General features: G+C 67.5%; 11 protein-coding genes. 6 read left to right on the plus strand and 5 right to left on the minus strand.

Annotation, left to right across the window (positions count from 1 at the left end; genetic code table 11):
* Nucleotides 1-125 precede the first annotated feature (125 nt).
* The gene (gene oxc, locus OHB49_RS40935; protein WP_329166046.1) at nt 126-1,877 is read left to right on the plus strand and encodes an oxalyl-CoA decarboxylase; all 1,752 of its coding nucleotides are present in this window, start codon (nt 126-128) and stop codon (nt 1,875-1,877) included.
* Between the two features lie 89 nt (nt 1,878-1,966).
* Nucleotides 1,967-3,223, plus strand: a complete 1,257-nt coding sequence (gene frc, locus OHB49_RS40940) for a formyl-CoA transferase (RefSeq protein WP_329166048.1) — start codon at nt 1,967-1,969, stop codon at nt 3,221-3,223.
* A 171-nt stretch (nt 3,224-3,394) separates the two neighbouring features.
* On the opposite strand, the gene OHB49_RS40945 is transcribed toward frc, so the two are convergent.
* From OHB49_RS40945 to OHB49_RS40955, 3 genes are all read right to left on the minus strand, one after another.
* Nucleotides 3,395-3,838, minus strand: coding sequence for a PAS domain-containing protein (locus OHB49_RS40945; RefSeq protein ID WP_030976168.1), 444 nt, complete (start codon nt 3,836-3,838; stop codon nt 3,395-3,397).
* 342 nt (nt 3,839-4,180) lie between these two features.
* Nucleotides 4,181-6,742, minus strand: coding sequence for an NPCBM/NEW2 domain-containing protein (locus tag OHB49_RS40950; protein WP_329166051.1), 2,562 nt, complete (start codon nt 6,740-6,742; stop codon nt 4,181-4,183).
* 729 nt (nt 6,743-7,471) lie between these two features.
* Nucleotides 7,472-8,047, minus strand: coding sequence for a TetR/AcrR family transcriptional regulator (locus OHB49_RS40955; protein ID WP_329166053.1), 576 nt, complete (start codon nt 8,045-8,047; stop codon nt 7,472-7,474).
* 276 nt (nt 8,048-8,323) lie between these two features.
* Here OHB49_RS40955 and OHB49_RS40960 point away from each other — a divergent pair, with 276 nt between their 5' ends.
* Nucleotides 8,324-9,784: an MFS transporter gene (locus OHB49_RS40960; protein ID WP_329166055.1), complete on the plus strand. Its 1,461-nt coding sequence runs from the start codon at nt 8,324-8,326 to the stop codon at nt 9,782-9,784.
* A 79-nt stretch (nt 9,785-9,863) separates the two neighbouring features.
* Here the strand turns inward: OHB49_RS40960 and OHB49_RS40965 are convergent, their stop codons facing one another.
* On the minus strand, nt 9,864-10,757 hold the full coding sequence (locus OHB49_RS40965; RefSeq protein WP_329166057.1) for an alpha/beta hydrolase: 894 nt from the start codon (nt 10,755-10,757) through the stop codon (nt 9,864-9,866).
* The gene (locus OHB49_RS40970; RefSeq protein WP_030976176.1) at nt 10,750-10,995 is read right to left on the minus strand and encodes a hypothetical protein; all 246 of its coding nucleotides are present in this window, start codon (nt 10,993-10,995) and stop codon (nt 10,750-10,752) included. The genes OHB49_RS40965 and OHB49_RS40970 overlap by 8 nt, the downstream gene beginning before the upstream one ends.
* A 54-nt stretch (nt 10,996-11,049) precedes the next feature.
* On the opposite strand from OHB49_RS40970, the gene OHB49_RS40975 reads away from it, so the two are divergent.
* The 3 genes from OHB49_RS40975 to OHB49_RS40985 all read left to right on the plus strand — a co-directional run bounded on the left by OHB49_RS40975 (nt 11,050) and on the right by OHB49_RS40985 (nt 13,138).
* On the plus strand, nt 11,050-11,604 hold the full coding sequence (locus tag OHB49_RS40975; RefSeq protein ID WP_329166061.1) for a nuclear transport factor 2 family protein: 555 nt from the start codon (nt 11,050-11,052) through the stop codon (nt 11,602-11,604).
* 123 nt (nt 11,605-11,727) lie between these two features.
* On the plus strand, nt 11,728-12,510 hold the full coding sequence (locus OHB49_RS40980) for an alpha/beta fold hydrolase (RefSeq protein WP_329166063.1): 783 nt from the start codon (nt 11,728-11,730) through the stop codon (nt 12,508-12,510).
* Nucleotides 12,511-12,655: 145 nt separating this feature from the next.
* Nucleotides 12,656-13,138, plus strand: coding sequence for a flavin reductase family protein (locus OHB49_RS40985; RefSeq protein WP_329166064.1), 483 nt, complete (start codon nt 12,656-12,658; stop codon nt 13,136-13,138).
* Nucleotides 13,139-13,414 lie beyond the last annotated feature (276 nt).

The following is a 13,414-nucleotide window of genomic DNA, read 5'->3' on the forward strand; positions in this document are numbered from 1 at the left end:
TCCCGCCGTTGATAAACGCCGGTTATCGGCTGGTCGCCGTCAGGTCTTGGACGGGGCGAGGGTCCGGTGCGGAAGGTGGATCCACAAGCCGCACAGCATCACTTGCCCAAGGAGGACCTCGGACCATGACCGCCCCCTCACCACAGGAGACAGCGGCGAACGCCGACGCACCGGCCGAGCTCACCGACGGGTATCACCTGGTCGTCGACGCTCTGAAGCTGAACGACGTCGAGACCATCTACGGCGTGGTCGGCATCCCGATCACGGATCTGGCCCGGCTCGCCCAGGCCGAGGGCATCCGCTACATCGGCTTCCGCCACGAGAGCAACGCGGCCCACGCCGCGGCCGCGGCCGGCTACCTCACCAAGAAGCCGGGCATCGCTCTCACGGTGTCCGCGCCGGGGTTCCTCAACGGCCTCGTCGGCCTGGCCAACGCCACGACCAACTGCTTCCCGATGGTGCAGATCTCGGGGTCCAGCGAGCGCCACCTCGTCGACCTCAAGCAGGGCGACTACGAGGAGATGGACCAGCTCGCCGCCGCGCAGCCGTTCTGCAAGGCCGCGTACCGCATCAGCCGGGTCGAGGACGTCGGCCGGGGGATCGCCCGTGCGCTGCGCACCGCCGTCTCCGGCCGGCCGGGAGGCGTCTACCTCGACATCCCGGCCGCCGTGCTCGGCTCCATCATGGACAAGACGGAGGGCGCCAAGACCCTCAGCCGGCTGGTCGACCCGGCCCCGCGCCAGCTGCCCGCGCCCACGGCGGTGGACCGTGCCATCGAACTCCTCGCCGGCGCCGAGCGGCCGCTGGTGGTGCTCGGCAAGGGCGCCGCCTACGCCCAGGCCGACGACAGGATCCGGGAGTTCGTCGAGTCGACCGGCATCCCGTACGTACCGATGTCGATGGCCAAGGGACTGCTGCCCGACGACCACCCGCAGTCGGTGGCGACCGCCCGGTCCCTCGCGCTGCGCAAGGCCGACGTCGTGATGCTCGTCGGAGCCCGCCTCAACTGGCTGCTGGGGCACGGCGAGGCGCCGCAGTGGAACCCCGACGCGAAGTTCATCCAGGTCGACATCGAGCCCAGGGAGCTGGACAGTAACCAGCCGATCGCGGCGCCGCTCGTCGGCGACATCGAATCCGTGCTCGAGGCGCTGGCCGAGCGCGCCAAGCCGGGTCAGATCTCCGCGCCCGCTGCATGGCGCGAGGAGCTCGCGGCGCGCTCCGCGCAGAACGTCGAGAAGATGGCCGGGCGTCTGGCGGCCGACCCGCACCCGATGCAGTTCATGGGCGCGCTGCGCGCCGTGCGCGACGTGCTGCACGACAACCAGCACGCGTACCTCGTCAACGAGGGTGCCAACGCCCTCGACATGGCGCGCAACGTCATAGACATGCACGTCCCGCGCCACCGCCTGGACGTCGGCACCTGGGGTGTGATGGGGATCGGCATGGGCTACGCGATCGCCGCCGCCGTGGAGACCGGCCAGCCAGTGATCGCCGTCGAGGGCGACAGCGCCTTCGGGTTCAGTGGCATGGAGCTGGAGACGATCTGCCGGTACCGGCTCCCCGTGACCACCGTGATCATGAACAACGGCGGTGTGTACCGCGGAAACGACGTCAACCCCCTCGACGACGCCCCGTCGCCCACGACCCTGATGCTGTCCGCCCGGCACGACCTCATGATCGAGGCGTTCGGCGGCAAGGGCTATCGCGCCACCACGCCCGCCGAGGTCACCGCGGCCCTCACCGAGTCGCTCGCCGCGGGCGGCCCAGCCCTGATCGACTGCGCCATCGACCCGGGCGCGGGCACGGAGAGCGGTCACATCTCGCACCTCAACCCCAAGGGCATCACCGTCGGCAACATCGTGCCGTCGAAGAAGTGACCCGCCCACCACACCCGGCAAGCCGCCTCTCAACATCAGCAAGCACAACCGCCGTTCGCCGCGCAACCCATCACGAGAAGGATTCAGACATGAGTGAACAGCCGCTCGCAGGCCTCAAGGTGATCGACTTCACCGGGGTCCAGGCCGGTCCCGCCTGTACGCAGATGCTCGCCTGGTTCGGCGCCGACGTCATCAAGGTCGAGCGCATCAACGGCGGTGACGTGACCCGCCAGCAGCTCAGGGACATCCCGGACCTCGACGCCCTGTACTTCACCATGCTCAACTCCAACAAGCGCTCGCTGGCGATCAACACCAAGACGCCCGAGGGCAAGGAGGTCATGGAGAAGCTGATCCGCGAGTCGGACATGCTGGTCGAGAACTTCGCGCCCGGCGCCATGGACCGCATGGGTCTCGGCTGGGACTACATCCACGAGCTGAACCCGCGCCTCATCTTCGGCTCGGTCAAGGGCTTCAACGACGACTCGAAGTGGAACGACCTCAAGGTTTACGAGAACGTCGCCCAGGCCGCCGGCGGCGCCGCCTCCACCACCGGATTCTGGGACGGGCCGCCCACCATCTCCGGCTCCGCGCTGGGTGACTCCAACACCGGCATGCACCTCATGATCGGCCTGCTCACGGCGATCATCCAGCGCGACCAGACAGGGCTCGGCCAGAAGGTCTCGGTCTCCATGCAGGACGCCGTCCTCAACCTCACCCGCGTCAAGCTCCGCGACCAGCAGCGTCTGGAGAAGGTCGGCTACCTGGAGGAGTACCCGCAGTACCCGCACGACGAGTTCGGTGAGGCCGTGCCGCGCGGCGGCAACGCGGGCGGCGGCGGCCAGCCCGGCTGGATCCTCAAGTGCAAGGGCTGGGAGACCGACCCCAACGCGTACATCTACTTCACGGTCCAGGAACAGAACTGGGCCCGTACCTGCGAGGCCATCGGCCACCCGGAGTGGAAGGAGGACCCGGAGTACACCACCGCCCGGGCGCGCCAGCCGCACATCATGGAGATCTTCGGCGAGATCGAGAAGTGGCTCGCCGACAAGACGAAGTACGAGGCCGTCGACATCCTGCGCGAGTGGGAGGTGCCGTGCGCCCCGGTCCTGTCGATGAAGGAGCTCGCCGAGGACCCCGACATGCGCAAGAGCGGCACCATCGTCGAGGTGGAGCAGAAGGAGCGCGGCACGTACCTGACGGTGGGCAGCCCGGTGAAGTTCTCCGGGTTCAAGCCGGACATCAAGGGTGCGCCGTTGCTCGGCGAGCACACCGACGAGGTCCTCGCGGACCTGGGCTACGACGCGGACGCCATCCGTAAGCTGCACGAGGGTTCCGTCGTCGCCTGACGCCGTGTCCGCCTGGTGACAGAGGGACAGAGGGACAGAGGGACAGAGGGACAGGGGGAGGTGTCCCGCGCGCGACCAGCGTGCGGGGCACCCGCGTGTGCGGACCCGGGACAGCGAGGAGGGCAGGGAACCCGGGGTTCCCTGCCCTCCTCGCCGCTATGCCCCGTGTCTTCACACGGTCGTGGCGCGAACGTTCGCGTCGGCGAGGCGGCGGCGCAACTCCTTCTCCTGGGCGCGGCGCGCGGTGACATCACGGATGACCGCGCCGACATGTCCGGCGCCGCCCTGCGGATCCGGTAGGAGGCACACGCTGAACTCGATCGACAGGCTCGACCCGTCGGCCTTGAGCGCGGGCACGGTCAGCAGGTCGCTCGCGCCGTAGTGGGTGGTGCCCTTGGCCATCGCCGCGTGGAAGCCGTTCCAGTGCGGGCGCCGGTGCCGCTCGGGGATGATCAGGTCGAGACTCTGTCCGAGCGCCTCGTTCTCCTTCCACCCGAAGATCCGCTCCGAGCCGCTGTTCCAGAACAGGATGAGCCCCTCGCTGTCGACGATGACGATGCCGTCGGGCGCGTGGATGGTCATGTGCGCGAGCAGTTCGGGGTGCGGGACTGTCATGGCTCCTCCGGGTGGCGCGATGCGGGTGTACGGCCGGCCGCAAGTATACTGAATACAATCTCCCGACCGAGAGGTGGTTGAGAAGTAACGAAGAGTCGCTGTCGCGCAGTTGACGAACCTGACCAAGTCGGGAACCGGGGCGCCTTGAGCGACTCTCTGGGCCCGAAGGGTCTGGATCCGCTCGGACGCGTACACCGGCCAACCGGTCCCCTGCAGGGGACCGCACGGGACCTCGCCGAATCGGAGTTGAGTTTCCCGAGCGCCACCGCCGCCGGCCGGCCTAGTCAGCCCCGGGCTCACTCGCATGGTCGGCATCGGGCGCACCCTGGAGTGCCTGACGCCTCAGCAGGTGAGCCGTGCGTCCGCCCAGTCGGCATGGTCGTACTGGTTGCCGTCTCCGCCGTCGGTGACGCGTAGTTGGAGCGTGGTCGCCCCGGCGAGGTCGACATCGACGGGGCTCGCCGGGTCGGTGTTGGTCAGGAGAGGGCTCTTCCAGACCTGCTCGCCGTCCGCCCAGACTTCGAAGACCACACTGCCGCGCCCCGCGGCCTCGGCGTCGACGCCCACGGCCGCAGTGAGCCGGGAGCACTGCTTGCCGAGGTGGAACCCGACGTCGGAGGCCGCGTGCACGCCGAGGCCCTTGGTATAGGCAGTGGTGCCGATCGTGACGGGACCACCGTCGTCGACGGCCTGCTCACCGTTGCTCTGGTCGCGTTCGACGGGGCCCCAGCCGTTGGTCTGGGAGACGAAGGTCAGATCGCTCAGCCACGCCTGCCCCGTCGGCGGGTCCGGTGGGGGAGCCACCGACACCGTCACAGGGTTGGAACGGACGCGATGGCCGTCGATCGTGGCCCGGGCGGTTACCACGGCCTGCCCGATGCGGACCCCCGTGACCACGCCATGGCCTTCGACCGTGGCGACGGAGGGATCCGAACTGGTGTAGCTGACCGTCACGGGTGTACTGGTGGTGTTGTCGGCGTTCAAGGCCAGGCCGTCACCGGTGACGGTGACCTCGGAGGCGGCCATATCGGCGGTGTTGACACGCTTGTTGAAGCCGTTGGCGTAGGTGTTGCCGGCGAGAGTGATGTTGTCGGCGCCGTCAAAAGTGAACAGCGGCACGGTGCTGCTCGGGGGTGGTGCGTCCGTGGAGACAGTTGCCGTGGCCCCGATGTACAGAGGTTGTTCCGGTCCGGTGAGACGTAGGTGGGCGTAGTGCTGGATCCTGTTGCCGCGGAAGGTCAGGGCACCAACGCTGCGGCCGGAGACCACCGTCGAGGAGGTGAGGTTGAAGTCGTTGTCCTCGACGAGGACGTTGCGGTGTACCGGCTGTCCGGCGACGAAGTCCTGGTTGGTGGGGTCGATGGAAATGACCGGGCTCGCCGGGCGGTCGAAGACGTTGCCCCGGATGACGACGTTCCGCACGGGTCCGGACTCGTACCAGGCGCGCGCGTCGGACGAGATGTAGATACTGGACATGCTCATGCCGTCAAAGTGGTTGTTCTCGATCCGGACGGGCTTGCGGGTGGTGACGAGAATGCCTCGAGTGGGGACCGCCTGAAAGGTATTGCCCTTGATCTCGACGGACGGCGTGTAGCTGACATTCTCCGCGGTGTAGTCGCCGGGGGCGTCGACGACGGAATCGGGCAGGTGCCGGTCGAGTGCCACGATCATGGTGCGCAGGTACGTCTCCGGGTCGGCGCCGGCAGGGACGCTCGTACCGGTGGGCCCGTCCACCGAGACCACGGTGGCCGTCGCGCCGGGCACCACCAGCATGGTGCGCTTGTTGACGAGTTCGATCTCGTCGCCGGGGTAGAACTGCGGAAAGCCCGATGTCTCGTTGTGCATGTACCGCAGGTGCAGCCTCTTTCGTTTCGCTTCCACGGCGGTCACCTGGAGATAGGTGCCATGGATGTTGATGGGGTCATCCTGCGGGTTGTCGAAGACGCAGTTGGTGATGCGAACGGTGCCCTTGACGCCGGACATCTGGATGTGGTCGGCGAAGCTCGACGTCACGCGTCCGGTGCTGCGATTGGTCTTGAACACGACCGAATCGATGGTGATGTCCTTGCTGAACTGACCGACCATTCCGAAGCCGTGGAGGTAGCCGAGCCGCAAATGATCGACGGTGACCCGGGACGACTCCCAGAACAGGGCGGCGGGGGTGTCCCGTGTGGTCTCGCGCATCGCGTAGACGTATCCGCTGTCCATTGGAACGGTGCCGTTGGTATAGACGATCTCAAGTCGGTTACCACCCAGGTCGGTGATCTTGGCGACGTTCTCGAAGACCGGGTTCGACGTGCGCCAGGTCCTGTTGGTCGCAGGATCGTGAACCTGCGCGTAGTTGAAGGAGTTCATGCCCGTCCAGTACGGCTGCCCAGTCGCCGGGCTCCGCTCACCGGACCACCGCACCGAGGTGCCCTCCACTGCGTAGTGGTAGGTCCGGGGTACGGAGATGACGCGGTAGGCCCGTCCGTTCGTGACGCCGGCCTTGGCCACCGTGATGTCGACCGTCTTGGGAGCCACCCAGTCCTGCGAGAAGTTGGTGAACCGCACGTTGGTCGAGCGGATCGCGGCGAACACGGTCTGGAACCCGTGATCGAAGATCGTCGAACCGCCGCCGTCGACCACGACATCGTGCATGTCTTCGATGAGAATACCGATGTTCTTCTTCTTGAACGGCTGGTCGGCGCCGATCGTGTTGCTGACGTAGAGCTCCCGCTTGGGAGTGCGCTCGGGATAGATCTGGTACGTGCCGGGCGCGAAGTGAATGGTGGTGGGACGGTGGATGCTCTTCGCATGCACTATCGCGGCTGCGACGCCGGCCGCCGAGTCCGACCTTCCAGTGGGGTCCGCGCCGAAGTCCGTGACCTCGACGACGGTGCGTCTGGCGTTGTCGACTGTCACTCGTCCCAGCATAGATCCGATGACTGAAGTCTGTTGAGATTGACCCGCACTCTTTTCGGCGGCGACAGCGGAGGGCGTGACGCAGAGGGCCGCAACACCGTACGCCACGACAGCAAGGGCGACCGCCTTGAAGCTGCACGAAGTACGGGCGGTCCACGGATGCATGGATCTCACGGCGTCCCCTTCTGAGAGCTGAGCTCGACATCCGATGAATTCGACGCTTGGAAGATAGGGGCCGACCAACCAAAAGGGCAAGGGAAGTAACAAAAACCGACACACTCAGTTCATGGATCGTCTTCAAATAGATCTTGCCCGGAGTAGGAACGACGCCAACGGGATTGCGACCAGATACGACAAGACCGCCACCTCCTACGAAGCAGCGGTCAGCTCAGTGTTTCGGTCGGCCACATCACGCTCGGACCGCCGTGCCCGGTGCGGCCCACTCCGAGTGCAAAGGTCTGTGGGTCGGCGGCAGTCTGCGGTATCTGATGTCGTCGTCGGTGGGACACCGCAGGGTTGTCAGGCGATGTCCTTCAGGAAGTCCGGGGATCGGTGGAGCTTGATCCTGCCGCAAGAGTCTCGGTGCGTTCGACGAGCTGGCCGCGTTCGAAGCGTGCTCCGGCGTGAACGAGGGGGACAACGGTAACGAGGTGGGGCGCGTTCACGGACCAGTTGCGGTGGCGGTGGGGGTGGCGTTCGACGGGGGCGGGTGTGGGCTTTGGGGTCTTGTCAGGTTCGGTGCGTGCGGACGCCGTCCAGGGCGATCTTGAGGATGTGATCGCGTTGGTCGGGTTCGGGGTAGGTGGCTCCGGTGATTCCGGCGACCATGCGGATGAGGTCGTCGAAGGTCATGTCGGTGCGGGCCTCGCCGGCTGTCTGGGCGCGGGTGAGGAGGGGGGCGCCTGCTTCGTACATGGAGGCACGGCAGGAGGTGAACACGGCTGATTGTGTGTCCATCGCCTCGCGGATCGCGCGTTTGGTGGCCATGTAGTCCACGAAGCGGCGGAGCCATGTGGTGAGTGCTTGCCAGGGGGGCTCTGCGGCGACTTCGTCGGCGACCCGGCACAGTGCGTGGACCTCGTCCGCGTAGACGGCTTCGAAGAGTTCGGTGCGGGAGGGGAAGTTGCGGTACAGCGTGCCGATGCCGACGCCGGCGCGGCGTGCGATGTCCTCGAGTGAGGCGTCGGCGCCATGTGCGGCGAAGGCCTCGCGGGCAGCGAGCAGCAGCGCGTCGTAATTGCGTCGCGCGTCGGCGCGGCGAGGGCGCCGGGCCGCGACGATCTCGTTCACCGGGGTGTGCGCCACGAGGGACTCCTGACTTGAACCGGAGGCATGCCTCCGGTAATGTGGAGGCGTACCTCCACTTTAGCAGTGGGCGGGCGGCAGCACTGGTCGTGCCCTGCCCTGGACCCTCCATCCTCCCCGACGCGGCAGTGACGCCGCGCTCCTCATCGTGCCTCCGGGCACCCCTGCGTCCCCATCGGCGCGGGCACCCGTTTTTCCAATCGGAGCGAGTGGCTCTCGCCGCGCCCCTTGCGTGAAAACGGCCTGCCCGCACGCCCGAGGAAGAAGAAGCTGACTGTGTCCGTACCATCTCGCCGGCGGTCCTCGCACCGCACCACCTTCGCCGTCCTCGCGGCCGGCTCAGGGGTTTTTTCCCTCCTGCAGTCGCTGATCGCGCCCGCCCTGCCCACGGTCCAGCACGCGATGCACACCTCGCAGACGACGGTGACCTGGGTGATGACGGCTTACCTGCTGTCCGCCTCGGTCTTCACCCCGATCCTGGGCCGCGTCGGCGACCTGCTCGGCAAGAAGCGCACGCTGGTCGCCGCGCTGCTGACCGTACTGGCGGGCTGCCTGCTCGCCGCGCTCGCACCGAACATCGGCGTCCTGATCGTGGCGCGTGTCGTCCAGGGCATGGGCGGCGCCCTGTTCCCGCTCTCCTTCGGCATCATTCGTGACGAGTTCGACGCGTCGCGGGTCGGCTCCGCCATCAGCAACCTCTCCGCGGTCATCGCGGCCGGAAGCGGCCTCGGCATGGTCCTGGCGGGGCCCACCGTGGCAGCGCTCGACTACCACTGGCTGTTCTGGCTGCCGGTCATCGTCGTTGCTGTGACGGTCGTGCTCGCCGTCCGGCACATACCCGAATCGCCCCGGCGGGCCGAGGGCAGCGTCCACTGGCTCGGCGCCGGCCTGCTGTCGGCGTGGCTGGTGGCACTGCTGCTGCCGCTGAGCCAGGCGGGCTCCTGGGGATGGGGGTCGGCTCGGGTCCTGGGCCTGCTCGCCGCCGCCGTCGTCCTGTTCGCCCTGTGGCTGATCGCCGAGGCCCGGGCCGCGCATCCGTTGATCGACCTGCGGATCATGCGGCTGCCCGCGGTGTGGACGACCAACACCGTCGCACTGCTCTTCGGCGCGGGCATGTTCGCCCTGTGGTCGTTCTTGCCGGCCTTCGCACAGACCCCGACCGTCGCCGGGTACGGGTTCGGGGCGGGCGTCACCGGGGCCGGTCTGCTCATGCTGCCGATGCTGGTCGCGATGTTCGTCTCCGGGGTGCTCAGCGGCCGCCTCGCGCCGGTGTTCAGTGCCAAGGCCCAGCTCGTCACCGGCTCCGCGCTCGCAGCGGTGGCCGGTGGGCTGCTCACCGTCCTGCACGCGCAGGCCTGGCAGGTCGCTCTCGCCGCGGGCATCTTCGGTCTGGGCATCGGGCTGGCGTTCGCGTCGATGGCGACGCTCATCGTGCACAGCGTCCCGGCCACCCAGACCGGCGCGGCAACCGGCATGAACGCCAACATCCGCACGATCGGCGGCTCGCTGGGCGCCGCGATCACCGGCCTCCTGGTCACGGCCCGTCTCCAGCCGACGGGCCTGCCCCAGGAGTCCGGCTACACCCACGGCTTCGCTCTCCTGACGGCCCTCTGCCTCGCCGCCGCTCTGATGGCCCTGCTGATCCCGTCGGCCCGCACGGTGCTGCGGCGCCTGGAAGCCGGCTCCCCGGACGGCTCGCGCACGGCGCGGGAGACGGCGGGAGCGGTTGCCGAGTAGACCCCGGCCGGGTCAGGTCCGACATGGTTGTCCCTCCAGGTCGTGCCGATGATGCTGCGTGACTCGGCCAGTCCGCCTGTCAGGTGAGGTGCTCGCGGAACCAGGCGAGGGCGGCGGTGCTTGCCTGGTCGAACTGGGCGGTGTACGGGTCGAAGTGGCCGCCCGGGATCATCCGCAGTCGCTTCGGTTCCAGCGCACGTTCGTAGGCCGTGAGCGCCAGATCGGTCACTGTGACCGTGTCGTTGAGGGCGACCACCATGAGCAGCGGCGTGGGGGAGACCCGTGTGATCCAGGTCCCGGGCTCGTACATGCGGGCCGCGCGGGTGGAGCGGACGGTGACCTGGTTCTCCCACACGCCGTCGGGCGTGGGCTGCAGGTAGAAGTCGATGGCCTCCTGCGACCGGTAGGAGGCGGGTACCGCCGGGTCGCTGCTCACGATGGTCTGGGTGTGCGGCGCCTCGCCGCGGAATTGTGCCCGCTCGTCCTCGGCGAAGGACTCCTCGATGCCTGCGACGGCGTCCGGTGCGATGCGGCGCAACCCCTGCTCGAACCCGCTGATCGTCGGCACCTGGGAGACCACGGCCCGCAGGCGGCGGTCGGTCGCGCCCAGCACGATGGCGTGGCCGCCGGCGTAGCTGGTGCCCCACAGGCCGATCCGGTCGGCGTCGACCTCGGGCCGGCTCTCCAGGTAGGAGATGGCCCGTCGCCAGTCGGTGATCTGCTGCCAGGGGTCGACGTCCTGCCGTGGCTCGCCGTCGCTGGCTCCGAAGGTGCGGTGGTCGTGGAGCAGGACGACGAATCCGTCCTCTGCGAAGGCTCGCGCGAAGGGCTCGAGGCCGTGGTCCCTGACGGCCGCGTAGCCATGGGCCATCGTGATCGCCGGATGCGGACCGGGCCCATCCGGCGGGAAGAGCAATCCGCGCAGCGTGACTCCGCCGTCGGCTTCGAACGCGACGTCCTTGCGCTCAACCATGAATATCCTCCTCGGTGAAACCGGGGCCTCGGCCCTGGTGGAAATGATCGGCGGCGACGACGCCGCGCAGTTGTCTCCGCAGCTCTGCGGAGAACCGGTGCCCCGCATCCAGGGGCGTGGTGAAGACGTTGTCGACCACGGTGTATTCGGCCGCGAGTCGGCCGACGGCCGGTAGCGGGGCCGTGTCGATCCGCCCATGCTCCATGTGCAGGTCGTCCCTGACGTGGAACCGCACCACTGCCCCACACGACGTGATCGACCTCGTGACCTCCCATCGGATCAGGCGCGGCACGTGGACGGCGCTGCGCGCGCTACAGCCATTGCCGGAGCCCAGCGCCCCGGCGGTTGCCCCCGCGTGACGCCGACCCGGCAGGCGGTTGATGTACGAGAGGCCCGCGGAACCCGGAACGTCAACGTGCGGCATCGGCCGAGAAGGAGGACAGCCGGCGGATCAAGCCGAGCCTCTTCGGGATTCGAGGAGAACGATTCGTCCGACCTGGTGGACCTGATGTCACCCGACGTAATTTTCCATTTCCCCACGTCCCTGCCCTATGGCGGAACATTCCGCGGCCCGGAAGGTTTTCGCGCCTTCTATCAGGACCTCTTCGATCATTACTACGAGTACTTCGACTATGACGCGTACGCGGTGCTCGATGCCGGGTCGCACGTGGTGGTTCCCGTCAAGGCCAGGGCGAAGGCGAAGAACGGCCGCACCATGGAGAACGAACACTGTCTGCTGTTCACCGTGAACGACGGGCTGATCACGGAGGCTCGGCTGTACGCGGACACTGCCAAGGGGCGTGATGTGATCGACGGCCTCGAGGTTTTCCCCTCGGCGGCCTCCTGAAAGTCCTGAATCGGCGCAAAGGGCGCACGAAGAGGGCTGCGCCGTCGACTACCGGAAATTCCTTTGGGATCAGCCGACCCGATTCGTCGAGATCCGGCTCCCCGCCAATCGAAAGAAATTCGAATGACTCTGGGATACAACATTGCGGGCAGCGGACCGACCAAGGTCCTCTGGGCGCACTCCTGGCTGGCCGGCCACAAAGCCTATGACTGCATGCTTCCATTTCTCGACACCGAGCGGTTCACGTGGGTGTTTCCGGACTTCCGCGGATACGGGCGGTCCAGGGAGCTGACGGGAGACTTCTCGATCCCGGAGATGGGGAGGGATCTCATCCACGTCGCCGACAACCTGGGATGGGACGAGTTCCATCTTGTCGGGCACTCCATGGGCGGTCAGGCCGCGCAGTGGGTCTCCGGGCAGCCGGCAGCCCGGGAGCGCCTGAGCAGTCTTGCTCTGCTGTGTGCGGTTCCCAGCCGCGCCTTCCCACTCGATGCTGACGGCTCGAAGCTGTTCGAGGCGGCCACCGACAGCCTTGACGCCCGGGCCACGGTCATCTCCGCAGTGACCGGAGGACGACTGGGAACTGGATTTGTCCGCTACGTGAACGAGCTGTCCCGTAAGACGGTGGATCCCGCGACCATGTGGGCCTACCTTCGGACCTGGACCCAGGACGACGTATCCGGCGAGGTCCAGGGCTATGAGCGCCCCGTCCTCGTACTCACCGGCCAGTACGACGTCGTGCTGACGACTGCTGCGGCCGAGGAGCAGATCGTTCCCCAGTACACCGACGTGCGCAGCCTCGTCCTCGACGGCGCGGCCCACCTAGCCCCCATGGAAACCCCTGCCCGCACCGTCGCCGTGATCGCGGACCACTTCCTGAAGGAGGTCGAGACGACGAGCAGTTGATGAGTAGCCGCCCCTCGTGGGGCAACAGCAGGGACAGGTCCCGTGATGTCGTGGACCGTGTGTGGCCATCTGCGCCCCGCCCTCAGTTCCCACGCCACATCTTCTTCGGCGGGACACCGCCGCGCACGTCCGAGAGGCCATCAACGTGATCATCAATGCCGACGAGCTGGATGTGAGGTCCGCGTACAAGCTCCTCATCGGGTCGGTCACGCCGCGCGCGATCGGCTGGGTGAGCACTCTGTCGCCATCCGGTATCGCCAACCTGGCGCCCATCTCGTTCTTCACCGTAGTGAGTCGAAAGCCCCCGATGGTGTCGCTGACCATTCAGCCCCGGTCGGACGGGACGACCCTCAAGGACACCCTCGTCAACATTCGGGAGACGGGTGAGTTCGTCACCAACCTGGTCACGCTCTCCCATGCCCACCACATGCATCGCAGTGCCGCCGAATTCGACAGCAGCCAGGATGAGTTCGACGAGGTGGGCCTCGCCAAAGGGACCTGCGAAGTAGTACAGGTGCCGCGCGTGCGGGACGCTCCGATGGGCGGATCGACACCGGAGCGATCCCGACCGTCGGCCGCCTCGCTGCCGAGTACACCCTGGCCGACAACGCATTCGTCACACCCCTGACGGAGGACGTGCTGAGTGCACGCTCCGGCAGGCGCATGCACCGCATCGACGAGCGTCAAGACGGATGGTCGCCGGTGGACACCGCCGACTGGTCCCCGTCCGGATCCACCAAGGCATAACGGGACCCAACGCAGGCCCGGGCGGGCACCCCTCACCTCGGATCGCCGAAGCCCGGTCCTGTGCACGGCGCAGCGCAGAGGCAGCACAACACCCCTGTACCTGGAGCCGATCGACCCCGAACCCTACTCACCCGACACCGCACTCCTCGAAGGAGAA

The sequence above is a fragment of the Streptomyces sp. NBC_01717 genome (assembly GCF_036248255.1).
Taxonomy (GTDB): Bacteria; Actinomycetota; Actinomycetes; order Streptomycetales; family Streptomycetaceae; genus Streptomyces.